The sequence below is a fragment of the Plantibacter sp. T3 genome (assembly GCF_902506515.1).
Taxonomy (GTDB): Bacteria; Actinomycetota; Actinomycetes; order Actinomycetales; family Microbacteriaceae; genus Plantibacter; species Plantibacter auratus.
Map to the genome: position 1 here is coordinate 2,973,098 of NZ_LR733286.1, position 25,013 is coordinate 2,998,110.

Genomic DNA, 25,013 nt, shown 5'->3' on the forward strand with positions numbered 1-25,013 from the left:
CTCGGATCGGTGCTCGATCGACGACGCCGGTCCCCCGGTGCGGCGCGCAACCCCCCTTCCGGTCGGGAACCCGGCCGCTACCGTGGTCTGATGCCTGAGAACGCACGCGCCGCCGCAGACCAAGCCGCTGGAACCGCACAGAACAGCACGACCCTCCGCACCCTCGCCCGCACCGGCCACGCCGTCAACGGATTGCTCCACGTCCTCATCGGCGGGATCGCGATCTCCATCGCCCTGTCCGGCGCGGGCGGTGGATCCGGCGGCGGCGGTGACGCGGACCAATCGGGTGCGCTCAAGACGCTTGCAGGCACGCCCGGCGGGATCGTGATCATCTGGGTCGTCGCCGTCGGATTGTTCGCCCTCGGTCTCTGGACGGCGATCTCCGCCTTCCTCGTGCGCGAATCCGACACCCGCAAGCGGTGGAGCAAGCGGATCTCGACCGCCGGACGCGCGATCGCCTACCTCGCCGTCGGATCGACCGCGCTGACCTTCGCCCTCGGCGGCAGCCAGGACTCCTCGCAGTCCAGCCAGGGCCTCACGGCGACCCTCCTATCCTCCCCCGGTGGGGTGTTCGTCGTCATCGTCGTCGGCCTCGTGGTCATCGGCATCGGCGGCTTCTTCGTCTTCAAGGGCGCGACCCGCAAGTTCCTCGAGGACGTCCACCCGCCCACCGGCACGACGAAGCGCGCCGTCGTCGTCCTCGGCGTCGTCGGGTGGATCGCGAAGGGCGTCGCGCTCGTCACGGTCGGGATCCTCTTCATCGTCGCCGCTGCGACCCAGGACCCCGAGAAGGCCTCCGGCATGGACGGCGCCATCTCGGCATTGGCCGCGCTCCCGTTCGGCGTCGTCATCCTGCTCGTGGTCGGCGTCGGGCTCATCGCCTACGGACTCTTCTGCGGCGCCCGGGCGCGCTGGGGCAGCCTCTAGGACGGTGAGGTGGGCGCCTCGGGCGACGACGCGGACGGGTCGGCTCCAGACCATGTCCTGCAAACGCTTGCGTTGCGACTACCGTTAGGAGTATGACGTCTTCTGATTCCACGACGCAGCCCGAGGCGGAACCCGCCGGCGCTACGCAGACCTTCTCCGACCTCGGCCTCGACGACGCGGTGCTCAAGGTACTCAAGGACGTCGGCTACGAGACCCCGTCCGCCATCCAGGCGGCCACCATCCCGCTGCTGCTCGAGGGACGCGACGTCGTCGGCCTCGCACAGACGGGCACCGGCAAGACCGCGGCGTTCGCCCTGCCGATCCTGTCCCGCCTCGACATCACGCAGAAGACGCCGCAAGCGCTCGTCCTCGCACCGACCCGTGAGCTCGCCCTCCAGGTCTGCGAAGCGTTCGAGAAGTACGCCACGCACCTGCGCGGCGTCCACGTCCTGCCCGTCTACGGCGGCCAGGGCTACGGCGTCCAGCTGTCGGCCCTCCGTCGCGGCGTCCACATCGTCGTCGGCACGCCGGGTCGCATCATGGACCACTTGGAGAAGGGCACCCTCGACCTCACGGAGCTCAAGTACCTCGTGCTCGACGAGGCCGACGAGATGCTGAAGATGGGCTTCGCCGAGGACGTCGAGACGATCCTGGCCGACACCCCGAAGGACAAGCAGGTCGCGCTGTTCTCCGCGACGATGCCGTCGTCCATCCGTCGCATCTCCGCGAAGTACCTGAACAACCCGGAAGAGATCACGGTCAAGACGAAGACCACGACCTCGGCCAGCATCACGCAGCGCTACCTGACGGTCTCGTACCCGCAGAAGGTCGACGCCCTGACCCGCATCCTCGAGACCGAGAACTTCAGCGCGATGATCATCTTCACGCGCACGAAGAACGAGACCGAGACGCTCGCGGAGAAGCTCCGGGCGCGCGGCTACTCGGCGGCCGCCATCAACGGCGACGTCGCCCAGGTGCAGCGCGAGCGGACCGTCAACCAGCTGAAGGCCGGCAAGCTCGACATCCTCGTCGCGACCGATGTCGCCGCGCGCGGTCTCGACGTCGAGCGCATCAGCCACGTCGTCAACTACGACATCCCCGTCGACACCGAGTCCTACGTGCACCGCATCGGCCGCACGGGCCGCGCCGGACGCACTGGTGACGCGATCAGCTTCGTCACGCCGCGCGAGCGCCACCTCCTGAAGGCCATCGAGCGGGCCACCCGCCAGCCGCTCACGCAGATGCAGCTGCCGAGCGTCGACGATGTCAACGCCACGCGCCTCACCCGCTTCGACGACGCGATCACCGAAGCACTCGGCCAGACCGACCGCATCGAGCGCTTCCGCGAGATCATCGGCCACTACGTCTCCCACCACGACGTCCCGGAGGCCGACGTCGCCGCGGCCCTGGCCGTCGTCTCCCAGGGCGAGACGCCGCTGCTCCTCTCGGCCGAGGACGAGCGCCGCCGCCGCGAGGAGTTCGACAACACCAACCGTGGCAACGACCGCGCCGGTCGCGACCGTCGTGACTCCGGCGACCGCGGCTCACGCTTCGACCGCGGCGACCGCGGCGATCAGGGCGACCGTCCCGAGCGTCGCAGCCGTCCGTCCAGCGGACCGATGGCTCCGTACCGCATCGCGGTGGGCCGTCGCCAGAAGGTCGACCCGCGTCAGATCGTGGGCGCGCTCGCGAACGAGGGCGGTCTGAAGCGCGAGGACTTCGGCGCGATCCAGATCAAGCCGGACTTCTCGATCGTCGAACTCCCCGCGAGCCTCGGCAACGACGTCTTCGACCGTCTCGAGAACACCCGCATCAGCGGCAAGCTCATCGAGCTCCGTCCCGACCGTGGCGGCCCCGCCCGCCGACGCGACGACGAGGGTGGCACGAGTGGCGGCTCGTACGACCGCAAGCCGCGTTCCTAGCTCGCACGCACACGACGAGGGCCGGACGGAATCCCAGGATTCCGTCCGGCCCTCGTCGTTCCGCACCCGGCGGGGTGCGTCCGTCAGTCGCGCGGGTCGAGCACGCTCGTGACCACGGCGTAGTCCGCGTCGAGCGCGACCTCGAGCTCGTCGCCGTTCTCGAGGAGGACGTCGACCTCGAACGCCTCGCCCGGGTCGTCGCTGCGGTCCACATCGGTCACGGTGCCGCCCTTCGCTTCGGCGAGCGCTGCCTTCGAGGCCGCGTCGAACTCGGTGTCGGTGAGCGGCACGTCGTCGGCGTCACGGACATCACGGTCATCGGTGGCAGCCGTGGTGTCACCGTCGTCGATGGCGGTGCCGCCGTCGCGGTCGGTGTTCGACGCCGCGGTGGCGCGGTCGTCGTCGGTGTCTCCGAACTCGTCCACCGCGTAGGCGGCGCCGGCTCCGCCGAGGGCGAGGGCCCCGACGACGATCGCGGTGATCCACACGGGCTTCCGGCGCCAGAAGGCCGGCTTGCCGGTGGTCGCCGGGGTCGCGGGGATGGCGGTGTGGTCGGTCGCCTCGACGCGCTCGACGGGTTCGATGCGCTCGGTGGCTGCGGTGGGCTGTGTGGGATCGGTGGGCTGGGAGGCGGTGTTCTCGTTCATGTGCCCCAGACTGTCCAAGGAGCGCTGAAGCGGACCTGAAGCGAGCTGAAGCCGCGTTCAGGAAGCGGACGACGCCGGGAGCGTGACGATGAACGCCGCCCCGCCGAGCGCGGCGCTGTCGACGAGTTCGATCGACCCGCCGTGCAGCCGCACGACGTCGGCCACGATCGCCAGGCCCAGGCCCGAACCACCGGCGTCGCGCGAACGACTCTCATCGAGGCGGACGAACCGTTCGAACACGTGTGCGCGGGACTCGACCGGCACACCGGGGCCGTCGTCCTCCACGGAGATCCTGACGATCCGACCGTCGGTGGCGGATCCCACTCGGACCACGGAGCGTGCGTGCCGGACGGCGTTGTCGACGAGGTTCCGCGCCACGCGGGCGAGGAGCACCTCGTCGCCGTCGACCCTCGCCGCCGCGACGGCCGCGGACTCGACGCGCAGTCCACCGGCGGATCGGAGACGTGCAGCCTCCGTCAACAGGAGGTCGTCGACGTCGACCGTGCGCCGCGCGTTGCCCGTCGCCCCTTCGTCGAGCTTCGCGAGCAGCAGGAGCGACTCGACGAGCCCCTGCATCCTGGCGCCCTCCTCGAGGACCGTCGAGGACAGCTCGGCCGGGTCGACCCGGTCCGGGTGGAGCGCCGCCACCTCGGCGTACTGCCTGATCACCGCGAGCGGTGAGCGGAGCTCGTGCGAGGCGTCCGACACGAACCGCCGCTGCGCCGTCTGGGCGTCCTCGAGCCGCTCGAGCATGCCGTTCATCGTCCCGGCCAGGCGACCGATCTCGTCGCCCGTGGCGGGGACCGCGATCCGTCGATCCAGTTCGCCGGCCCCCAGTTCCGAGACCTCGCGGCGGATCCGCTCCACCGGCGCCAGCGCACGCCCGACGAGCAGCCAGGTCAGGCCGCCGACGAGGGCGACGAGCACGGGGACAGCGATGAGCAGGAGCATCGACACGAGTCCGACGGCGTCGTCGGTCTCCTCGAGGGAGCGGCCCGCGAGGATGACCAGGTCACGGCCGTCGACGTCGACGTCCTCACTTGCGAACACCACCGGCTCGTCGTCGACGACCGAGACGAACACGTCACCGTCCGGGATCGGCGTCGGGAGCTCGATCTCGTCGTCCGTCCGGTCCACGACACGGCCGTCCTCGACCAGGACCAGGAGTCGACCGTCGTCCTCGGGCAGCGTCGTCGCGTCCGCCGCGACCAGTTGCGCCGACACGCCCTCCGCCTCGGCCGAGGCGCTCTGTTCGACGCCGGAACGGAGCGCCGCGGAGAACAGGCCGACGAACGCCACGGAGCCGACCCCGAGGAACAGTCCGACCGCGAGCACCGATCCCAGTGCCGCGCGGGCTCGGACCGAACGCCACAGCCGCTGTCGGGGCGCGACCGTTCCGTGCGGCCCGCCGTCAGCCACGTCCGCCCGCCAACCGGTATCCGAACCCACGCACCGTCTCGATCGAAGCCCGCTCGAAGGGGCGGTCCACCTTGTTGCGGAGATGCCCGACGTAGACCTCGACGATGTTGGGATCGCCCTCGAAGTCGTCGTCCCACACGTTCTGCAGCACCTCGCGCTTCGACACCACCTCGCCGCCGCGTCGCATGAGGAACTCGAGGACCGCGAACTCGCGCGAGGTCAGGTCGATCGGGACGTCGCCCCGGTGGACCTGCTTCGACGCCGGGTCGAGCCGCAGTTCGCCGACCTCGAGCACCGCGGGCCGCTCCCGCGATCCACGTCGGACGAGTGAGCGGATCCGCGCGACGAGCACCGCGAAGGAGAAGGGTTTGCTCAGGAAGTCGTCGGCACCGGTGTCGAGGGCTTCGACCTGGTCCCAGTCGCCGTCCTTCGCCGTGAGCATGAGGATCGGGGTCCAGTCGCCCGCGTCGCGGAGCTGCTGACAGACGCGGTAGCCGCTGAGGCCCGGCATCATGATGTCGAGGATGATCGCGTCGTAGCGGTGTTCTCCGGCCATCCAGAGTCCGTCGACGCCGTTCGCCGCGACGTCCACGGCGAAGCCCTCCGCCTCGAGTCCCCTCCGAACGCCGTCGGCGAGTCGCACCTCATCGTCCACGACGAGTATCCGCATCCGGTGCGACCTCCAGGCTCCGTGCCGGTCGACGGTCGAGCGGCGCGTCCCAGTCTGGCGCGGACAAGCTGAAGCAGCGCTGAAGCGGGACGGTCCGGCGTGGACCCCCGTACGCTGGAGCGGTGCCAGTCCCCGCCGCCGCCGACCCGTGGGAGCAGTCCCTCGACGCGACGGACACGGCACCGGCGCGTCGCAGACTCCCCCTCTACGAGGCCGGCGCGATCCCCGTGCCGTTCGTCATCCGCGGCAACACCGAGCGGATCGCGCGGGACACACACTGGGACGAGCACTCCCACCCCACGCACGAGCTCCTGTGGAACGATCGCGGCGCATCCACCGCGACCGTCGGCGAGCGCGTCTGGACCGTGACCCCGCACCACGGTCTCTGGATCCCGGCCGGTGTCCGCCACACCGGATGGACCCCGGCCGGCACTTGGCAGCGGGCCGCGATGTTCAGCGTCGACCGCGTCCCCACGATCTCCGAGCAGCCGACCGCGGTGGAAGTGACGCCCTTGCTGCGCCTCCTGCTCGACCGGCTCGGCGACGCCGAGCTCGAGGACCGCGCGCGTGCCACCACCGAGGCGGCCATCGTGGACGTGCTGGAGCCGGCCGAGCACGAACTGCTCCTCCGACTCCCCCGGTCGGCGCTCCTGACACCCATCGCCGAGCGGATGCGCACGAACCCGTCCGACACGACCTCGCTCGCCGAATGGGCCACCCGGCTGGGCGTGAGCACGCGGACGGTGACGCGCGCCTTCGAATCCGAGACCGGGTTGGGGTTCACCCGGTGGGTCGCCGCCGCGCGAGCTCAGCACGCGATCACCCGACTGACGGCGGGTGACAGCATCGACGAGGTCTCGACCGCCGTCGGGTACCGCTCGTCGACGGCGTTCGGGACCGCCTTCCGCCGCGTCACCGGCATGAGCCCCGGGCGATTCCGGAACCGCTGAGGACGGATCGATGCACCCGCGATCGGTTGTCCGATTCGCGAAGGAACACGTCGGATCCGCTCGATTGCGTCAGGGTGGGATGCCAGCTAACTTTGGTTAGGCAATCCTTCATCATCCCCTCCTCGCGTGTGACGCCGGCCGTTCACGGCCGCCATGCCCGACCCCTCGACGACGTCCTCCGACGCCGTCGTTCGTCGTGCCCGCACGCAGGTGTCAGCCAGCAGCACCCGAAAGGACCCCATGCAGCGCGCATCACGTCTCGTCGCCCTCTCCGCGGCGGCGTTCCTCACCATCGGCCTCGCGGCCTGCTCGTCGTCATCGGCCGAAGAAGGCACCGGCAGTGGCGACGGCTTCACGCCGATCACGATCGAGCACGCCCTCGGCACCACGACGATCGACGCCAAGCCGGAGCGCGTCGCCACCGTGAACTGGGCGAACCACGAGGTTCCACTGGCCCTCGGCATCGTGCCCGTCGGGATGGCCGCTGCGAACTTCGGTGACGACGACGGCGATGGCATGCTCCCCTGGGTCGAGGAGAAACTCGAAGCGCTCGACGCCGAGACCCCGGTGCTCTTCGACGAGACCGACGGGATCGACTTCGAGGCCGTCGCCGACACGAACCCCGACGTCATCCTCGCCGCCTACTCGGGGCTCACGCAGGAGGACTACGACACCCTCACCGAGATCGCCCCCGTCGTGGCCTACCCGGAGACCGCCTGGGGCACGTCCTGGCGCGACACCATCCTCTTCAACAGCGAGGCGATGGGCATGGCCGACGAGGGCGAAGCACTCGTGACGCAGCTCGAGGACGAGATCAGCGACGCGGCGGCGGCGTACCCGCAGCTCGAGGGCAAGACCGCGATGTTCCTCACCCACGTCGACACCAGTGATCTCAGCGAGGTCAGCTACTACACGACCCACGACACCCGCACCGCGTTCTTCGAGGACCTGGGCCTCGCGTTCCCCGAGAGCGTCGCGACGGCCTCCGCCGAGACCGAGTTGTTCTCCCTGACGCAGAGCGCCGAACAGGCCGACGCGTTCAGCGATGTCGACATCATCGTGACGTACGGCGGCGACGAGCTCATCGCGGCGCTCGAGGCCGACCCGCTGCTGTCGCAGATGCCCGCCGTCGCGAACGGCGCCATCGTCGCCCTCCCCGGCACCAGCCCCCTCGGAACCGCCGCCAACCCGACGCCGCTCTCGATCTCCTGGATCCTCGACGACTACCTGAAGCTGCTCGCGCAGGCGGCTGACCAGGCGGCGTGATCACCGGTACCGCCACCCCACCCGCCTCGGGTGTCGCCGTCGTGCGACGCCCGAGGCGGGTTCGTGGGCTCTGGCTCCTCGTCGCGGCCCTCGTCCTCCTCGCCGCGATGCTCCTCTCCGTCACCGTCGGATCGCGTGACGTGGAGTGGTCCGCCGTGCTCGGCGCCTTCTCGGGCGGCGTGGACGGGTTCGATCAGGCCGCGGTGGCCAAGCGCATCCCGAGGACGCTCCTCGCCGTCCTCGCCGGTGCCGCCCTCGGCGTCTCGGGAGCCGTCATGCAGGGCGTCACCCGGAACCCGTTGGCCGACCCCGGCATCCTCGGCATCAACCTCGGCGCTTCCCTCGCCGTCGTGACCGGGCTCGCATACTTCGGGCTCGCAGCGGCGAGCACCACCATCTGGGTCGCGATCATCGGCGCCGGAGCCACGGCGGTCTTCGTGTACACGGTCGGCTCGCTCGGCCGAGGTGGCGCGACACCGCTCAAGCTCGCCCTCGCGGGCGCCGCGACGTCCGCCGCGCTCGCCTCCGTCATCACTGCCGTCGTGCTGCCCCGCGGCGACATCGCGAGCAGTGTGCGGTCCTGGCAGATCGGTGGCGTCGGTGGTGCCACCGTCGTCCAACTCGAGCAGGTGCTGCCGTTCCTGGTCGTCGGGTTCCTCGTCTGCCTGCTGTCCGCACGCGGTCTCAACTCCCTCGCGCTCGGCGACGAGCTCGCCGCCGGCCTCGGTGAACGCGTCGCCATCGCACGCGGTGCGGCGGCCCTCGGTTCGGTGGTGCTCTGCGGGGCAGCGACCGCGGTCACCGGTCCCATCGGCTTCGTCGGGCTCGTCGTGCCGCATGCCTGTCGGCTCATCGTCGGCGTCGACCACCGGTGGCTCCTCCCCTTCTCAGCCGTCGTCGGGGCGATCCTCCTCACCGTCGCCGACGTCCTCGGCCGCATCGTCGCCCGCCCCGCGGAGATCGACGTGGGCATCATCACCGCGTTGATCGGCGCTCCGATCTTCATCGCGATCGTCCGTCGGCAGAAGGTGAGCGCCCTGTGACCGAGCGCCAACCCGTCGCGGCGCCCGGCCTCGGTGGACGGACGCCCTCGACCCTCGACCGCGTTGTCGGTGGACGCCGGGGGCGCCGCCGTCGCCGGGTCGCCGTCATGACCACCCTCGCCGCACTCATCGTCGCGGTCTTCCTGATCTCCCTGATGGTGGGCAACACCTTCTATCCGCCGAGCGACGTCGTGCGTGTCGTCCTCGGTCAGGACGTGCCGGGCGCCTCCTTCACCGTCGGACGGTTGCGGCTCCCCCGGGCGGTCCTCGCGGTCATCGCCGGGGCTTCGTTCGGTCTGGCCGGCGTCACCTTCCAGACGATGCTGCGGAACCCCCTCGCGAGCCCGGACATCATCGGCATCAGCGCCGGGTCGAGCGCGGCCGCCGCATTCGCGATCGTCACCCTCTCCCTCGGTGCGACCGAGGTGTCGGTCTTCGCCATCGTCGTCGGCCTCGCCGTCGCGGTCCTCGTGTACGTCCTCGCCTACCGCGGCGGCGTCGCCGGAACCCGACTCATCCTGATCGGCATCGGTGTCGCCGCCATGCTCGACAGTGTGACGACGTACATCCTGTCGCGGGCGGCCCAGTGGGACCTGCAGGAGGCGACCCGGTGGCTGACCGGCAGTCTCAACGGGACGAGCTGGTCGCAGGTCGGTCCGGTCGTCGTCGCGCTGCTCGTGCTCGGCCCCGTCCTCCTCGCCCAGTCCAGGAACCTCGCCGCGACCCGACTCGGCGACGACACCGCCGCCGCACTCGGCGTCCGCGTCGACCGGACCCGCCTGATCGTGATCGTCGCGGCAGTCGGCCTCATCGCGTTCGCGACAGCGGCGTCGGGCCCCATCGCGTTCGTCGCGTTCCTCTCCGGCCCCATCGCCTCGCGGATCGTCGGACGCGGCGGGTCGATGCTCATGCCCGCCGCGCTCGTCGGCGCCCTCCTCGTCCTCGTTGCCGATCTCACCGGGCAGTACCTCCTCGGCGCGCGCTACCCCGTCGGCGTCGTGACCGGGGTGCTCGGGGCACCGTTCTTGATCTGGCTCATCATCCGCACCAACCGCGCCGGTGGCTCGCTGTGACCGGCACGCCACCCCGACATCCCGGAGGCACCCTGTGACCACGGAACACCAGCTCCTCGTCGAGCGACTCGCGCTCGGCTACGGCGACCGGACCGTCATCGACGGACTCGACCTCCTCGTGCCGCCCGGCGAGGTGACGGCGATCGTCGGCGCGAACGCCTGTGGCAAGTCGACGCTGCTGCGTTCGATGTCCCGCCTACTGACGCCTCGGAGCGGCCGCGTCGTCCTCGACGGTAAGGACGTGCACCGATTGCCGGCGAAGCAGCTGGCACGTACGCTCGGCCTGCTCCCCCAGTCGCCCATCGCGCCGGAGGGGATCACGGTCGCCGACCTCGTCGGGCGAGGCAGACACCCGCACCAGGGCCTCCTCTCTCGTTGGAGCACCGAGGACGACGTCGCGGTCGCTGCGGCGCTCGACGCCACCGAGACGAGCGAGCTCGCGGACCGGCACGTCGACGAGCTGTCCGGCGGACAACGTCAGCGCGTGTGGATCGCGATGGCGCTCGCGCAGCAGACCGACCTGCTCCTCCTCGACGAACCGACCACCTTCCTCGACGTGAGCCATCAGGTGGAGGTGCTCGACCTCCTCACCGACCTCAACCGTTCCCGCGGGACGACCATCGTCATGGTGCTGCACGACCTGAACCTCGCCGCACGTTACGCCGACCACCTCGTCGCCCTTGCCGGTGGGCGCCTCCATGCGGCGGGGACACCCCACGAGGTGCTGACGGAGTCGACGGTGCGCGCGGTGTTCGGACTGCAGAACCAGGTCATCACCGACCCGACCTCGGGCAAGCCGCTCATGCTGCCGATCGGCCGTCACCACGTGACGGTCTGAACGGGGGCGTCACCGTCGACCGCGTCTAGGCTGGGCGCATGGGTGATGAGGACCGCAGGAAGCGAGCCGCCGAGCAGGAGGCCCGGGCGCTGCGTGCGCTCGAATCGATCAGGAACGGCGGCGATCTCGGCAGAGAGACCCTCGACCTCTCGAACGAGTACTCCGACGGACTGCGCACCCGCGTCGCAGCGTGGTTCCGTGGCGCGAGGAGCCGGAAGGACTGAGCGCCGTCAGTCCGCCTGCTCCGGGTGCACCGGGTAGTGGCTCGTGATCGAGACGCGGTTGAAGGCGTTGATGACGATCGCCAGCCACCGGACCGCGGCGATCTGACCGTTCGTGAGCGTCGACAGGTCGTCGTCCGGCAGGCGCCGGCGGTGCTGCACATCCGCGATGAGGGTGACGTCCTCGGTGATCGCGAGTGCGGCCTGCTCCACCGGGCTGAAGTACTCGCTGTCGCGCCAGGCGGACAGGATGGCGAGGCGTTCCGTGGTCTCGCCGAGCGCGATCGCGTCAGCGACGTGGAGACGCAGGCAGTACGCGCAACCGTTGATCTGCGAGGCCCGGATCCGGATCAGCTCGATGAGCCGCTTGTCGATGCCGGCGTCGAGTGCCGCGCGACCCGCGGCACGTCCGGTCTCGACGAGCGCCTGATAGACCTCGGGTGATTCCTTGTCGAGCCAGACGTCGGCGCTCATGGGGTTCCTCTCGTCACTGGGCGGGTGCGGTCCCGCAGACCACTCCTCCAACGCTAACGCGCGCGGCGGGAGGACGTCAGCGTGGACGGTCTCGGTGATGCGTCACCGCGGCGGGATGTCCTGGCGCGTGACCGGCTCCGCCGGTGCGTCGCCGTGGGGTCGCAGTTCCACCCGACGACTGCCGCAGGCGGCGCACCGGAGGTAGCGCAGCGACCCCTCCGAGGTGGTGTGCGCCGACTCCGTCGCCCAGATGTGGCGGCAGGCGTCGACGGCGTTCGGCGACGGTTCGGAGGACTGCGGGGGTGCGTCGAGGAGGGTCATGACTCCACCATGATGTAATGGCGTTATGCATCTCAACCCTTACGGCTCGTACGCCGTCCTCCTGGCCGCTTCGCTGGCGAACGACTGGCCCGACGACCGGGACGCCATCGTCGCCCGCACCCGGGAGCACGGGATGACGATGCCCTTCACCGAGGTCCCCCATGACCACGCCCGCGTCCGCCGGGTCGTCGACGAGTGGCTGACCGTCGTCGACGCGGCAGACGATCAGGCCAGGGCGGCCGCGCTCAACCGTCAGATGGCCGCTGCGGCCGCGTTCCCGCGGCTGACGGACCATGACGGCGAGGGGTGGCACCTGCACTACCGCGACGAGCACCAGGCGCTCCCCGAGGTCCTCGGCGCGGTGATCAGCGTCGGGACCGCCCTCCACCTGACGACGAGGGGGATGCAGCGTCTCGGTCGGTGTGCCGCGGGGACCGAACCCGGCGACACCTGCCGGCGGGTCGTCGTCGACGTCACCCGCAACGGTCGTCAGCGCTACTGCTCGGTGCGGTGCGCCAACCGGTCGGGCGTCCGCAGGCACCGCGCACGCGCGGGCGGCTCAGGCCGCTGATCGGGCGTCGGGCAACAGGAACCAGACGCTCGCTCCCCCGAGCCCCGACTCGTCGATCTCGATCCGGCCACCGTGCGCCTCGACGATGCGTCGACAGGTCGAGAGGCCGATGCCGAGGCCGGCGACCTCGCTCCCCGCCGCGCGTTCCATGAGGTCGAAGACGCGCTCACGCTGCTCCGGAGCGACACCAGGACCGTTGTCCTCGACCGCGACCAGCACCCCGGCGGAGACCCGCTCGGCCTGCACCAGCACGTGCGGGACGACTCCGGCGGCCGCACTGAACTTCACCGCGTTCGCGATCAGGTTCTGCAGCAGCGCGCCCAGCAACGTCTCGTCGCCGTGCACCTGGAAAGGCGTGTCGACGTCGACGGTCGCGCCGGTCGAGGTGATGGTCGCATCGAGGTCCTCGACCACCGAGGACACGAGCGGCCCGAGGTCGATCGGGGCGCGTCGCGGACGGGCGCCACCGATCCGGGCGAAGTCGAGCAGGTCGGTGATCATCGCCGCCATCCGATCGGCGGCGGACTCGGCTCGCGCGAGCGCCTTCGCCGCGTGCGGCGCGTTCGCCATCTCCGGGCTGTCGGTCGCGAGCTCGAGGAACCCGGAGACCGCCATGAGCGGGTTGCGCAGGTCGTGGCTCACCTGGCCGGCGAACTGGGCGAGCTGCTCGTTGGACTGGCCGAGCTCGTAGGTGAGGCGGAGCAGCTCGAGGACGTCGACGACCTGCCTCGCGAGGAGGTCGAGCGCCTTGCCCTGTTCCGGAGTCAGCTCACGGACACGGTCGTCGAAGATGCACAGGGTGCCGATCGGGACGCCGGCGGGGGTGACGAGCGGGCTCGATGCGTAGAAGCGGACGTTGGCGAGCTCACCGGTGACGAAGGGGTTCGCCGCGAAGCGCGGGTCCTCACGAGCGTCTCGGACGATCGTCCGCACCTGCTGTTGGAACACGACCGCGCACATCGAGTCCTCACGCGAGCAGCTCGCCGGTTCCAACCCGACCGCAGCGATCTGGTGCTGGAACCGGTCGTCGATGATGTTGATGACGGCGGTCGGCACGCCGCACATCGCCGCGGCGAGGTGGACGAGGCTCTCGAGGTCCGTCTCGGGCGGACGACCGACGACCTGGTATTCGGCGATCGCGGAGCGCCTCGTGATGTCCTCTGCGGTGATCACGCGCGCCCTTTCGTCGTCGGAATCCGGAACGTGTCCATGCTACCCATCCAGGGCACATGCGCTGCCTCGACTGTCGGATACGTCCGGGATGTCCCACTCGCCACCCGGACGGTCGACCGTCGCTCAGGCGAGCTGCAGGCGCCTCCAGGCGAGTTCGGCGAGCACCGCGGCCTGCAGGTCCAGGACACCGTCGTCGAACACCGCGCGTTCGGAATGCAGGGCGACGGAGCCCTCATCGGGGGCGGCACCGACGAAGACGAGCGTGCCGGGGACCTCGTCGAGGATGTAGGCGAAGTCCTCCGACGCCATCGACGGCACCTCCTGCCGGATGACCCGGTCGGGCCCCACGAGTGCGTCGAGCGTGCTGAGGACGAACCGCGTCTCCTCCGGGTCGTTGACGGTGACGGGGTAGGACGCGATGAACGTCGACTCGAGGGTGCAGCCGTGCGCCTCGGCGATCGCGGTCAGCAGCTCGGGCAGCTGCTCACGCACCGTCTCGAGCGTCGCCTTCGACAGCGTGCGGATGTTCGCCTCCAGGCTGACGGCCGAGGCGAGCACGTTGCTGGCCTCGGAGTCGCTGCTCAGCCGGGTGATGGAGATGACGGCCTGGTCGGTGGCCGGAAGCCGACGGGCCGCGAAGGTCTGCACGGCGAGGATGAGGTGTGCGGCGACCGGCACCGGATCGACGGCGAGGTGCGGGAACGCCGCGTGACCGCCCGTCCCGCGGAGGGTGAGCTGCAACACGTTGGCACTCGCCATCATGGCGCCCTCCCGCGTGACGAGCTGCCCGCGTGGGGTGCTGCAGTCGACGTGCAGCGCGTACGCCGCGACGGGTCGCTCTCCGGCGATGTCGAGCAGACCCTCATCGAGCATGAGCCGCGCGCCGGCCTGGCCCTCCTCCCCGGGCTGGAACATGAACACGACCGTGCCGGCGAGGTCGGCGCGACGGGCGACGAGCAGGCGGACGGCGCCGAGGAGACCCGCCATGTGGAGATCGTGGCCGCAGGCGTGCATGGCCCCGGACGTCGACGCGAACGGCAGCCCGGTCGCCTCGGTGACCGGCAGACCGTCCATGTCGGCACGGAGCAACACGGTGGGGCCGGGGGCGCCGCCCCGGAGGACGGCGACGACCGAGGAGAGCCCGGTGCCCGTCGTGACCTCCAGGCCGAGGCCCTCGAGTTCGCGCAGGATGATCCCCTGGGTGACGGGCAGGTCGAGGCCGATCTCGACGGCCTGGTGCAGTTCGCGTCGGACGGCCACGAGCTCGTCGCGCATCGCGGTCGCGTCCTCCTGGAAGCCGGTCATGAGCGGACCCCCCTCGTCCTGCGGCGAGCGCCGGTACACCTGCTCGCCGCGGATCCAGGTCTCGGCGACCCGGACGGTGGCGATCTCGTCCGCGGGGACGGAGAAGACGTCGCGGTCGAGGACGGCGAAGCTGCCGTCGTATCCCGTGGCGATCCGACCGACGCTCTCGAGCGGCGAGAGCAGGCCGGCTCGTCCCGTGTACAGCAGGAGCGCCTGGGCGACGCTGATGGCCTCCTCGGGGACGAAGTCGGCGCCGTTGTAGGCCTGGCGTCGGACGGCGGCCTCGACGGAGAGCATGACGTCGTCGGCGCCGCTCCAGGCGGTGGCCGGGCGGTCGGAGGAGAGCGCGAGCGGCCCGATGGTGCGGAACAACCGGGCGATCGGGTAGGCGTCGGGGACCTGTTCGGCGCGGAGGGCGAGCTCGTAGCCGTCGTATTCGGCGAAGAAGAACACGGTGTGGGTGGCGATCCCGAACGTCATGCGCGCGGAGCGGAGCCGTTCGGCGTACTCCTCGCTGATGATGGTCGCGTGCTCGATGCGGACGGAGGGGATGCCGTCGAGCCAGGGCTCCTGGTCTTCGAAGAGGCTCGCGACGCGGTCGAGGGCGCGGTCACCCATGGCGTGCACCGCGAGCTGGACGCCGTTGCGGCGAGCCCAGGCGCCGGCTGCGAGGACGTCGTCGTCCTCGACGAGTCGGAGTCCGTGGTCGCAGGACTCGGGATACGGTTCGGCGACCCAGGCGGTGCGGTTCGAGTAGGCCCCGTCGAGGACGACCTTCACCCCGCCGATGCGGATCCGCCCCTCGCGATCGTCCGGAGTGAGCTCGGCGAGTGGCGCGGAGGGGTCCCAGCCCGGGTAGAGGGCGACGCGGGTGCGGAGCCCCTTGGCGGCAGCGGCGCGGAAGGCGTCGAGGGGGTCGTGCAGTCGGTTGGACAGCAGGTCGCACACGGCGACGATCCCTCGCGAGGCCAGTTCCTCGCCGATCGCGACGAGCGAGGCGACCTGTTCGTCTCGTTCCGGCACCGGGATGAACCTCGCGACCGCCTCGACCGCGGCGATCTCGGTGAGGACACCGTTCGGCTCGCCGTCCGGTCCGCGTTCGAAACGCGCACCGGCCGGGTCGGGTGTGGCGGCCGTGATGCCCGCGAGGCGGAGCGCCGCGGTGTTGCAGACGGCGGAGTGGGCGTCGCAGCGCCAGACGAGGACGGGGCGTTCTGCGGACACCGCGTCGAGGTCGGCTGTGGTCGGCATCCGCCCCTCGGGGAACTTCGTGTCGTCGAACCCTCGGCCGAGCACCCAGGCGCTCGGCGCGGTCAGCGTCGCCTGGTGCTCTCGCAGCCGCTCCACGAGTCCGTCGATGGAGACCACTGACGGCGGGAAGCACTCGGCGGCCACAGCGGTGGCGGCCATGAGCGCCGGGTGGGTGTGGCTGTCGATGAGGCCGGGGAGCACGGTGCGTCCGCCGAGGTCGACCGCGGGTTCCCCCGCGATCGCAGACGCCTCCCCCACCCAGTCGAAGCGGCCGTCGACGATGCGGAACGCGGAGGCGACGTCCGTCTCGTCGGTGCCGGTGAACACCCGGGCGTTCGTGAAGAGCTGCGAGTGGGTCGGCGTCGCGGTGGGTTGCGGTGTCACGGTGGGGGTCTCCGTCTCGGTCTCAGCTGCCATCAGATCGCGCGCCAGGTGAAGCGACCGCCGAGCAGGGTCGCGGCGACCGGCATCGACCGCAGCCGCTCGGCGTCGGCGTCGAACGGGTCGAGGTCCGTGATGACGAGGTCGGCGGGCTGCCCGACCGCGATCGACGTGCGGACGCTCGCGGCCAGGGCCACGTCCAGCGGGAGCCGTTGCTCGGGGTGCCAGGCGTCGCGGCCGTCGCGACTCCGGCTCGTCGCGGAGGCGATCGCCTGCCACGGGTCGAGTGGCGAGACCGGAGCATCCGAGCCGAGCCGGAGGCCGACGCCTGCGCGGTGCAGGGATCCGAACGCGAACGCGCGACCCGTGCGGCCGCTCCAGTGGCGGTCGGCGACGTCCCGGTCGTCCATCGCATGCTCGGGCTGCACGCTCGCGATCAGCCCGAGGCTCGCGAACCGGGCGAAGTCCTGCTCGCGCACGAGCTGGGCGTGCTCGATGACGCCGCGCATCCCGAGCGCTTCGAAGGTGTCGAGGACCTCGGTGTTGGCTCGGTCGCCGATCGCGTGGACGGCAGCCTCGATCCCGGCGCCCCTTGCACGTTCCAGCAGTCGGCGGAGCTCGTCGACCGAGACGCTCTCGACCCCGCAGGCGTGCGCACTCGACGGGTCGACGCCCGGATACGGGTCCCAGCACCAGGCGGTCCTCGTGTTGAGGGAACCGTCGACGACGACCTTGAGTCGCCCCATGGTGAGGAGTCCGGCCGGGTCGATCGCGTCGCCGGTGCGAAGTCCCGCCGCGATGACGGACTCCAGTCGGTCGGGCCACGCGGCGGCTTCGATCCGCAGGCTCGTCGCGCCGTCCGCGATGCGCTCGGACCATTCGCCGAGATTGTCGGTGTTCTCGAACTCGACGACTCCGACGACGCCGCGTCGGGCTGCCGCGTCGGCGGCGTCCCGGTAGGCGTGCGCGGCGAGCCCCGAGTGCTGGTCGATCCGCTGCAGCGCCTCGATCCACGGCGCTTCGGTGACGACACCGCTCGCGTCGAGGTCCAGGCCGAGCCGTCGGGCGGCGCGCGTGTTCATCCAGGCACAGTGCAGGTCGCCGCTGACGAGGACGACGGGCATGTCCGATTCGGTGGCCTCCAGCGCGGCGAGCGTCGCCGGCTGCGTCCACAGTCCGTCGCGGAACCCGTACCCCATGAGGAACCCGTCGGTGAGGGGTGCACCGGTGTCGACCGCGCGACGGACGGCCACGAGGACGTCGGCCGCGCTGGCGGTGTCGGTCAGATCGATCCGTCGCCGCTGGATCACCCACTGGGTCATGTGGACGTGCGCGTCCCAGAGCCCCGGTCCGATCGTGCGTCCGGCGACGTCCACGACCTCGCCGGACGCCGGGGCCGTCCCGGCCGGTCCGATCCCGGCGATCCGACCGTCGCGGACGAGGATGTCGACGGGCTCGCCGCCGGAGGGCCGTGCGTTCCGGAGCGTGAGGTCGGTCGCGGTCACCGTGCCGGTGTCCCGTCGTGGGTGGTCGGCGCAGCTGTCCCTGCGTCGAGCCCGTGGAGGGCCGCCATGCGGGCGGCGAGGGTCACGTTCTGGTACGGACCCGGCTCCCCGAGCGCCGTGACGACCCGTTCGACGACCTCGGCCGGTTTGTCCTGGCTCATCTTCTCCTTGGCCTCGAACCGGGTCACGCGCAGGCGGAATCCGACCGTCCCATGGACGATGCGTGCCGCGTACTCGCTGTTCGCGATCGTCCCGTTCATGAGGTACGGCTCGGGCAGCACACGCTCGAAGTGGGCGACGAGGCGGTCGAGCACCTGGAGGTTCTCCTCGTCCGAGAGCAGTTCGGGCACCCCGTACAGGTGCGCGACCGCGAAGTTCCAGGTGGGGACGGCCGGCGACGTGTCGTACCAGCTCGGCGACACGTACCCCTGGGGACCGTAGACGATCACCATGGCCTCGTGCTGACCGAGCTCGTGCAGTCGCTCATCCGGCCGCCCGACGTGGCTGAGGAGCACGATCCCGTCCTCGTCCTCCTCGAGCAGGACCGGATAGTGCGATGAAACGAGCCCACGACCGGGGACGTGACTGACGACCGTCGCCCAGGGGTACTCGCGCACGAGTGCGCGGACCGCTTCGACGTCGTCCTGGACGTACTCGGTGGTGTGCCTCATCTGCCGCCTCCTGCGGTGCTCGGGGTGTCGACCGCGGACGCTGCGGCCGCCAGGGCCGTCGCCACGTTCGAGGGGGCTCCGACGCCCCGGACGCGCGCCAACCAGGCGGTCGTCGCGGCGAGGGCCCCGAGGTCGAGCCCGGTCTCGATCCCGAGCCCGTGGAGCATCCACACGAGGTCCTCGGTTGCGAGGTTACCGGTGGCGCCCTTCGCGTACGGGCAGCGACCCAGGCCACCCACGGAGGAGTCGAACTCGGCTACGCCCAGCGAGAGCGCCGCGTACACGTTGGCGAGTCCCTGCCCGTAGGTGTCGTGCAGATGCAGCGCGACCGCCTCGACCGGGATCCCGGCGGCGAGCACGTCCCGGACGACCCGGGTCGTGAGCCCGGGCGTCCCGACCCCGATCGTGTCGCTGACGGCGACGGTCGAACACCCGGCGCGGTACAGCCGCACGGCGGCCTCGACGACCGTCGCCGGATCGACCGCACCCTCCCAGGGGTCCCCGAACGCCATCGACACGTAGCCGCGCACCGGCACGCCCTCCGCGGTCGCGGCGGCGGCGACCTCCTCGGCCCGTTCGACGGCACCCTCGCGCGAGGTGTTGAGATTGGCCCTGGCGAACGACTCCGATGCGCTCACGACGACGGAGACCTCCCGGACACCCGCGTCGATCGCCCGATGCAGGCCGCGCAGGTTCGGCACGAGGCCGACCGCCCGCGCACCCGTCGGCACGTCGAGGCCCGCGACGAGCCGTTCCGCATCCGCGAACTGCGGGATCCAGGTGGCCGGCACGAAACTCGTCACCTCGAGGTCCCGCGACCCCGCCTCGTACAGACGCCGACAGAGCTCCGCCTTCACCGCCGTGGGCAGGATGTCCGTCTCGGCCTGCAGCCCGTCGCGCGGCGCCACCTCGTAGACGCGCACCCGCGTCGGGAGACCGTCGACCGGTTCCATCCGGGGCTGCGGCAGGCCGCTCATGCCGAGGTCGCCCGGAGCTCGTCGAGCACCTCGCGTGCGTACTCGACCCGGATCCGACGGTCAGCGACGATCCTCGCCGCGACCGCCCCGATCTCGTCCACGGTCGCACCGGCGCTCGCCGCGATCGTCCGGGCGTGCAGAGTCATGTGGCCGCGCTGGATGCCCTCGGCGGCGAGCGCCCGACACGCGGCCAGGTTCTGGGCGAGGCCCACGGAGGCGATGACCGCCGCAAGTTCCCGAGCCGTCTCGACGCCGAGGAGGGTCACGCCCGCCTGCGCCGTCGGATGCGCCTTCGTCGCTCCACCGACGAGTCCGACGGCCAGTGGGACCTCGATCGTGCCGACGAGGTTCCCGTCGGCGTCCTGCTCGAACTGCGACAGCGCCGCGTAGCGACCAGACCGCGCCGCGTGGGAGTGGCAGCCGGCCTCGACCGCCCGGGTGTCGTTGCCCGTGGCGAGGACGACGGCCGTGATGCCGTTCATGATGCCCTTGTTGTGCGTGGCCGCCCGGTACGGGTCGGCCTCGGCGAACGCGCTCGCGGCGACGATGTCGGCGACGACCTGCGCACCGCCGAGGAGGTCGGCGTCGAACACCGCCCTGGCACGGGTGATGCGCTGGTCGGCTTTGTTCGTGAGGATCCGCAGGAGGGTCCGCGATCCGGCGATCTCGGCGATGCGGGGTGCGATCGCCTCGGCCATCGTGTTCACGGCGTTCGCGCCCATGGCGTCGCGGACGTCGACGTGGAGGTGGACGATGACCTGTGTCCCCACCCGCGTCGGCAGGATCCGCACGTCGATGTCGCGGGCGCCGCCGCCGAAGGAGACGAGGATCGGGTCGAGCTCGTTCGCGAGGGCGAGCAGTTCGTCGCGGGCCTCGAGGACGCGGAGCCGCGCGGCGTGCGGGTCGACCGCGTCGAGGATCTGGATCTGCGCGATCATGACGTCGCCCGACGACGACGTCCGGAAACCGCCGTGCACGCGCGCGATGCGGGCGGCGTTGGAAGCCGCGGCGACGACGCTCGGCTCCTCGGTCGCCATGGGGACGAGTCGGTCCTCGCCGTCGATGGTGAAGTTCGTCGCGACGCCCACCGGGACGGCGATGACGCCGACGACGTTCTCCACGAGGTGGTCCGCCTGGGCGATCGACAAGCCGGCATCGGGTCGCAGTGCGGCGAGCGCTTCCGCCGCGATCCCGGCCCCCTCGGCGACGAGGTCGAGCCGCTCGTCCGGCGTGTGGTCGCGCAGCCCCTGGATTCGGCTGTTTCTCGGCATGGGTCGCCCTTCGGTACAGGCAGACACCGGATCCTCGGTGCTGCGGTCAAGTCGACCCTAGGAGCGGTGATCGTCGACGACGATGGGTGGAAGACTCAGCGGATCGGCGATCGTGTGGGTGGATCCCACACCCCACTGGACCGGCCATCGCTTTAGACTCCTGAGGGACCAGTCAGGAGACCCGATGCGAGAGCCTGCCGACGTACGAACGGCCACCGATCTCGTCGACGCCGAACCCGTCCACGACACCGAGCGGGAGCTGATCCGGCTGCGACGCCGCGAGCACGAGCTCTCAGCCCTGTTCTCGAGCGCCCGCGAACTGGCCGAGCTCCGCGACAGCGACGCCGTGCTCGCCAGACTCGTCCAGCGCGCCCACCAGATGATGGGCGTCGATCTGGCCTACCTGTCCGAGTTCGACCCGGTCACCCACGAGTTGCGGGTCCGCGAGACGAGTGGCTCCGTCAGCCCGTCGTTCCAGACGCTCCGCGTCCCTCCCGGGCGCGGGCTCGCGAGCGTCGTCGTCGAATCGCGCACGGCCCAGTGGGTCGCGGACTACTCCGACTACTCGACCGATCGACACGAGCGCGGCATCGACGACGCGGTCGCAGCGGAGGGGCTCGTCTCCCTGCTCGGCGTGCCGATGCTCACGAGCGACGACGTCCTCGGCGTCCTCTTCGTCGGCAACCGCGACCGGAAGGACTTCTCCCCCGATGAGGTCGCCCTCCTGGCGGCGCTCGCGGACCACGCCTCGGTGATCCTCCAGACCACGCAGACCCTCCGCGACCTGCAGGACTCCGAGGACGCCAGCCGACGGAACCTCGCGGACCTCACCGCCCACCTCGTCGAACGCGATCGGGCGAACACCGTCCACCAGGAACTCGTCCAGGCGGTCCTCGCCGGGGGCGGATTCGCACCCGTCGCGGACACGCTCGCGACGGCACTCGGCCGTGCGGTCGCCGTGACCGACGCGCAGGACCGGGTGATCGCGGCAGCCGGGCTCCCACTCTCCCCCGGCATGCTCGACCTCGACGACGTCACGCGCGCGGCCATCACCGACAGCCGTCGCTCGGGCCACTGCGTCCTGGTCGCGAGCGGCGGTGTCGGAGCGGTCGCCGCCCTGTCCGCCGGCAGCCAGCACTTCGGCGCCCTCATCCTCGGTGACGGCGACTTCGAGCTCGGCGCCGTGGACCTCCGCACCGTCGAACGCGCGGCGCAGGTCGCGGCGCTCCTCGAGCTGCAGCAGGAGGCGGCCTCGGGCGCGGACCACCGGGTCCGCAGCGAACTCATCGCCGACCTCCTCGACGACGTGCCCGAACGCCGATCCGACGTTGAACGACGAGCCAGGCGCCTCGGCATCGACCTGCACGAACTCGACTCCTTGCTCCTCCTCGCTGTCCCCGGAGACCAGCAGACCACCGCCGCCCGAGCGCTCGGCCGCCGACTCGACGACCATGCGCTCGTCGGCGAGTACCGCGGGTACGTCGTCGCCGCACACTCCTCCGGCCGTCGGCCGCTCGACGCAGACGCCGTCCGCCGACACGTCGCCGGCAGCATCCAGCAGCCCGTCGTCGCCGTCGTGCCCCGCACCGCCCCCGACGCCCTCACCTCCGCGTTCACCAGCGCGATGCGCACCGCCAGACTCATCGCCGCACTGGAGCTCTCTGACCTCACCGCATCGACCGATGACTTCCTGCCCTACTCCGCGATCTTCGACACCGATGCGCGGGCGCTCGCGGACTTCCTGCGCGACACCATCGGACTCGTCCGGCGCTACGACGCCGAGCGGAACGCCGACCTGCTCGGGACGCTGCGCGCGTTCGTGCGGAACAACGCGAGCCCCACCCGCACGGCGCGCGCCTTGAACTTCCACACGAACACGATCCTGCAGCGTCTCGACCGGCTCGACCAGGTCCTCGGAGCCTCCTGGCGCGAGGACGAGCGCATGTTCCGGCTCGGCATCGCCGTCCGCCTCGACGAGCTCCGCGAGCAGTTGCAGGCCGGACGGTAGGCGAGGTCGCCGGTTCAGCGGTCCGTGTCCATGGAGAAGGCCTCCTCGCCCGATTGCGGGAACGGGTTCCCCGTCGGCGTGCCGAAGACGAGGATCATCTCGGCCACGGCGTCGGACTCGTTGCGGACACCGTGGACGAGCCCGGCCGGCGCGTAGAACGCGTCGCCGGATCGCAACAGCCTCCGGTGCTCACCCGAGGTCACGACGAGTTCACCCGCGGTGACGACGTACAGTTCGTCGGAGCTGTTCGGCGAACAACTCGCGTCGGCACCCTCCAGGTGGAGGTGCTCGCCCTCGGCCGTCCCGGGTTCGAGGCGATACCGCATGACCGATGACGGCAGGGCCGTGGTCTGCTGGAAGTACCACTCCAGCTCGATCCGGCCAGGGCCCTCGTACAGCGCCACCTCGTGAGCGTTGTCGCCGAGTCGTTGCACGCGCATCCGGTTCCTCCTGGTGGTCGTCGATCGGTGGTGGGATCAGGTCCGGTAGAGGACGGGCATCGACTCGAGGAGTTCGCGCGTGTAGGCGTCCTGAGGCCGGGTCATGACCTGCTCCCCCGTCCCCTCCTCCACAACGCGACCGTTGCGCATCACCGCCACCCGATGCGCGACGTGATGGACGACCGCGAGGTTGTGGGTGATGAAGAGGTACGTCACGCCCGTCTCCTCCTGGAGGCGGACGAGCAGATTGAGCACCTGCGCCTGCACGGAGACGTCGAGGGCCGAGGTCGGCTCGTCCAGGACGACGAACTCCGGCTTCGCCGCCATGGCCCGGGCGATCGCGATGCGCTGCCGTTGCCCGCCGGAGAACTCGTGCGGGAAGCGCCCCGCGGCGTCCCCTGGCAACCCCACCTGGTGGAGCGACTCGACGACCCGGGCTCGACGCGCGGCCGCGCCCATCCCCGCAGCGACGAGCGGTTCGGCGATCGAACGTGCCACCGTGAAGCGCGGGTCGAGGGAGTCGTTGGGGTCCTGGAACACCATCTGCACCCGCCGCCGGTGCGTCCGCAGCGCCGACCCGCGGAGCCGCGAGACGTCGCCACCGTCGAACTCGATGCGGCCCGAGCTCGGTCGCCGCATCAGCAGGATCGCCCGGGCGAGGGTGCTCTTCCCGGAGCCGGATTCTCCGACGAGTCCGAGCGTCTCGCCCCGACGCACTTCGAGCGACACGTCGTCGAGCGCGAGCGTCGCATGCTCACCGTGGCCAAACCGTTGCGTGACGCCGTCGACGCGGAGCAGGGTGTCGCTCATCGGACCTCCTCCAAGACCGCCGGCGCCTCGGCGAAGTCGTTGTCGACGGGGATGACCGCCAGCGGCGACCGCACCGGCACCGACGGTCGCGGAATGCTCTCGAGGAGCGCCCGGGTGTACGGATGCTGCGGGTCCGCGAGGACCCGCTCAGCGCGACCGGTCTCGACGATCCGCCCGCGGTACATCACGGCGACCCGCTCGCAGAGCTGCCCGATGACGCCGAGGTCGTGGCTGATGAACAGCACGCCCATCCCCGTCTCGTCGCGCAGGGTCCGCAACAGCTCCAGGATCTGTGCCTGCACCGTCACGTCGAGCGCGGTCGTCGGCTCGTCCGCGACGAGCAGGGTCGGTCCGGCGGCCACCGCGATGGCGATCACGACTCGTTGGCGTTGACCGCCGGACAGCTGGTGGGGGTAGTAGCCGAGCCGGCGTTCCGCGTCTGGCATCCGCACGAGGTGGAGGATCTCCAACGCCCGCGCCCGGGCCTGCCGTCTGTCGGCGACCCCGTGGATGCGGAGGACCTCGGCGATCTGCGCCCCGATCCGCATGCACGGGTTGAGGGCGGACATCGGCTCCTGGAACACCATCGAGGCGCGCGCACCGCGGAGCCCCGACCAGTCCCGTTCCGTGGCGCCCTGCATGTCGGTCCCCGCGACGTCGAGGCGGGACGCCGTGACCGTCGCCGAGTCCGGCAGCAGCCCCATCATCGCGAGGGCGATGCTCGACTTGCCACTCCCGGACTCGCCGATCACCCCGACGATCTCCCCCGGACCGACACGCAGGGACACGTCCTGCACCGATGGCGCAGCGCCACCGTAGGCGATGCTCAGCCCCTCCACGTGGAGGGCGTCGACGTCTCGATCCATGGGTCAGACCAGC

At 71.0% G+C, this 25,013-nt stretch carries 24 protein-coding genes; 10 read left to right on the forward strand and 14 right to left on the reverse strand.

The features are described from left to right. Positions 1–90: 90 nt before the first annotated feature. Positions 91–927, forward strand: coding sequence for a DUF1206 domain-containing protein (locus tag GV015_RS14150; protein WP_159878914.1), 837 nt, complete (start codon positions 91–93; stop codon positions 925–927). A gap of 92 nt (positions 928–1,019) precedes the next feature. Next, positions 1,020–2,849: a DEAD/DEAH box helicase gene (locus GV015_RS14155; RefSeq protein WP_159878916.1), complete on the forward strand. Its 1,830-nt coding sequence runs from the start codon at positions 1,020–1,022 to the stop codon at positions 2,847–2,849. 83 nt (positions 2,850–2,932) lie between these two features. Here the strand turns inward: GV015_RS14155 and GV015_RS14160 are convergent, their stop codons facing one another. The 3 genes from GV015_RS14160 to GV015_RS14170 are packed head-to-tail and all read right to left on the reverse strand — an operon-like array spanning position 2,933 to position 5,585. Then, positions 2,933–3,496: a hypothetical protein gene (locus tag GV015_RS14160; protein ID WP_159878918.1), complete on the reverse strand. Its 564-nt coding sequence runs from the start codon at positions 3,494–3,496 to the stop codon at positions 2,933–2,935. 57 nt (positions 3,497–3,553) lie between these two features. Further along, a complete protein-coding gene (locus GV015_RS14165) occupies positions 3,554–4,945 on the reverse strand; it encodes a cell wall metabolism sensor histidine kinase WalK (RefSeq protein WP_236555477.1) in 1,392 nt (463 codons plus the stop codon). Then, positions 4,908–5,585: a response regulator transcription factor gene (locus tag GV015_RS14170; RefSeq protein ID WP_079706060.1), complete on the reverse strand. Its 678-nt coding sequence runs from the start codon at positions 5,583–5,585 to the stop codon at positions 4,908–4,910. Before GV015_RS14170 ends, GV015_RS14165 begins: the two co-directional genes overlap by 38 nt. A gap of 122 nt (positions 5,586–5,707) precedes the next feature. Here GV015_RS14170 and GV015_RS14175 point away from each other — a divergent pair, with 122 nt between their 5' ends. The 6 genes from GV015_RS14175 (at position 5,708) to GV015_RS14200 (ending at position 10,979) form a co-directional block, all read left to right on the forward strand. Continuing rightward, positions 5,708–6,535, forward strand: a complete 828-nt coding sequence (locus GV015_RS14175) for an AraC family transcriptional regulator (RefSeq protein WP_079706061.1) — start codon at positions 5,708–5,710, stop codon at positions 6,533–6,535. 240 nt (positions 6,536–6,775) lie between these two features. Continuing rightward, positions 6,776–7,801, forward strand: coding sequence for an iron-siderophore ABC transporter substrate-binding protein (locus GV015_RS14180; protein WP_079706331.1), 1,026 nt, complete (start codon positions 6,776–6,778; stop codon positions 7,799–7,801). Next, the gene (locus GV015_RS14185; RefSeq protein ID WP_236555586.1) at positions 7,801–8,844 is read left to right on the forward strand and encodes an iron ABC transporter permease; all 1,044 of its coding nucleotides are present in this window, start codon (positions 7,801–7,803) and stop codon (positions 8,842–8,844) included. The genes GV015_RS14180 and GV015_RS14185 overlap by 1 nt, the downstream gene beginning before the upstream one ends. Next, on the forward strand, positions 8,841–9,917 hold the full coding sequence (locus GV015_RS14190) for an iron chelate uptake ABC transporter family permease subunit (protein ID WP_236555478.1): 1,077 nt from the start codon (positions 8,841–8,843) through the stop codon (positions 9,915–9,917). The genes GV015_RS14185 and GV015_RS14190 overlap by 4 nt, the downstream gene beginning before the upstream one ends. A gap of 34 nt (positions 9,918–9,951) precedes the next feature. Further along, positions 9,952–10,755, forward strand: a complete 804-nt coding sequence (locus tag GV015_RS14195) for an ABC transporter ATP-binding protein (protein WP_159878922.1) — start codon at positions 9,952–9,954, stop codon at positions 10,753–10,755. 38 nt (positions 10,756–10,793) lie between these two features. After that, positions 10,794–10,979 carry a hypothetical protein gene (locus tag GV015_RS14200; protein ID WP_159878924.1) on the forward strand — a complete coding sequence of 62 codons (186 nt, stop codon included), beginning with the start codon at positions 10,794–10,796 and terminating at the stop codon, positions 10,977–10,979. A gap of 6 nt (positions 10,980–10,985) precedes the next feature. Here GV015_RS14200 and GV015_RS14205 read toward each other — a convergent pair whose 3' ends face one another. Together GV015_RS14205 and GV015_RS14210 are read right to left on the reverse strand one after the other, a co-directional pair. Beyond that, positions 10,986–11,450: a carboxymuconolactone decarboxylase family protein gene (locus tag GV015_RS14205; protein ID WP_079706065.1), complete on the reverse strand. Its 465-nt coding sequence runs from the start codon at positions 11,448–11,450 to the stop codon at positions 10,986–10,988. A 102-nt stretch (positions 11,451–11,552) separates the two neighbouring features. Continuing rightward, entirely contained in the window at positions 11,553–11,771 is a 219-nt protein-coding gene (locus GV015_RS14210; protein ID WP_159878926.1) for a hypothetical protein, read from the reverse strand. A 25-nt stretch (positions 11,772–11,796) separates the two neighbouring features. Here GV015_RS14210 and GV015_RS14215 point away from each other — a divergent pair, with 25 nt between their 5' ends. Continuing rightward, positions 11,797–12,342, forward strand: coding sequence for a CGNR zinc finger domain-containing protein (locus GV015_RS14215; protein ID WP_124769443.1), 546 nt, complete (start codon positions 11,797–11,799; stop codon positions 12,340–12,342). Here the strand turns inward: GV015_RS14215 and GV015_RS14220 are convergent. The 6 genes from GV015_RS14220 to GV015_RS14245 all read right to left on the reverse strand — a co-directional run bounded on the left by GV015_RS14220 (position 12,331) and on the right by GV015_RS14245 (position 20,876). Then, positions 12,331–13,515, reverse strand: coding sequence for an ATP-binding protein (locus GV015_RS14220; RefSeq protein ID WP_159878928.1), 1,185 nt, complete (start codon positions 13,513–13,515; stop codon positions 12,331–12,333). The genes GV015_RS14215 and GV015_RS14220 overlap by 12 nt on opposite strands. A gap of 123 nt (positions 13,516–13,638) precedes the next feature. Further along, positions 13,639–16,488, reverse strand: a complete 2,850-nt coding sequence (locus GV015_RS14225; protein ID WP_159878930.1) for an amidohydrolase — start codon at positions 16,486–16,488, stop codon at positions 13,639–13,641. Next, the gene (locus tag GV015_RS14230; RefSeq protein WP_159878932.1) at positions 16,488–17,957 is read right to left on the reverse strand and encodes an amidohydrolase; all 1,470 of its coding nucleotides are present in this window, start codon (positions 17,955–17,957) and stop codon (positions 16,488–16,490) included. Before GV015_RS14230 ends, GV015_RS14225 begins: the two co-directional genes overlap by 1 nt. After that, on the reverse strand, positions 17,954–18,628 hold the full coding sequence (locus tag GV015_RS14235; RefSeq protein WP_159878934.1) for an FMN-binding negative transcriptional regulator: 675 nt from the start codon (positions 18,626–18,628) through the stop codon (positions 17,954–17,956). The genes GV015_RS14230 and GV015_RS14235 overlap by 4 nt, the downstream gene beginning before the upstream one ends. After that, positions 18,625–19,605: a hydroxymethylglutaryl-CoA lyase gene (locus GV015_RS14240; RefSeq protein ID WP_159878936.1), complete on the reverse strand. Its 981-nt coding sequence runs from the start codon at positions 19,603–19,605 to the stop codon at positions 18,625–18,627. Before GV015_RS14240 ends, GV015_RS14235 begins: the two co-directional genes overlap by 4 nt. Beyond that, a complete protein-coding gene (locus tag GV015_RS14245; RefSeq protein WP_124769450.1) occupies positions 19,602–20,876 on the reverse strand; it encodes a hydroxymethylglutaryl-CoA reductase, degradative in 1,275 nt (424 codons plus the stop codon). Before GV015_RS14245 ends, GV015_RS14240 begins: the two co-directional genes overlap by 4 nt. A gap of 184 nt (positions 20,877–21,060) precedes the next feature. Between GV015_RS14245 and GV015_RS14250 the strand changes: the two genes are divergently transcribed. Then, complete coding sequence (locus tag GV015_RS14250; protein WP_159878938.1) at positions 21,061–22,884, forward strand: GAF domain-containing protein; 1,824 nt, start codon at positions 21,061–21,063, stop codon at positions 22,882–22,884. A 14-nt stretch (positions 22,885–22,898) separates the two neighbouring features. Here the strand turns inward: GV015_RS14250 and GV015_RS14255 are convergent, their stop codons facing one another. The 3 genes from GV015_RS14255 to GV015_RS14265 are packed head-to-tail and all read right to left on the reverse strand — an operon-like array spanning position 22,899 to position 25,000. After that, positions 22,899–23,324, reverse strand: a complete 426-nt coding sequence (locus GV015_RS14255) for a cupin domain-containing protein (protein WP_159878940.1) — start codon at positions 23,322–23,324, stop codon at positions 22,899–22,901. 36 nt (positions 23,325–23,360) lie between these two features. Further along, positions 23,361–24,134 (reverse strand): ABC transporter ATP-binding protein, encoded by a 774-nt coding sequence (locus GV015_RS14260; protein WP_159878942.1) that lies wholly within the window; start codon positions 24,132–24,134, stop codon positions 23,361–23,363. Next, positions 24,131–25,000 (reverse strand): ABC transporter ATP-binding protein, encoded by an 870-nt coding sequence (locus GV015_RS14265; protein WP_159878944.1) that lies wholly within the window; start codon positions 24,998–25,000, stop codon positions 24,131–24,133. Before GV015_RS14265 ends, GV015_RS14260 begins: the two co-directional genes overlap by 4 nt. Positions 25,001–25,013 lie beyond the last annotated feature (13 nt).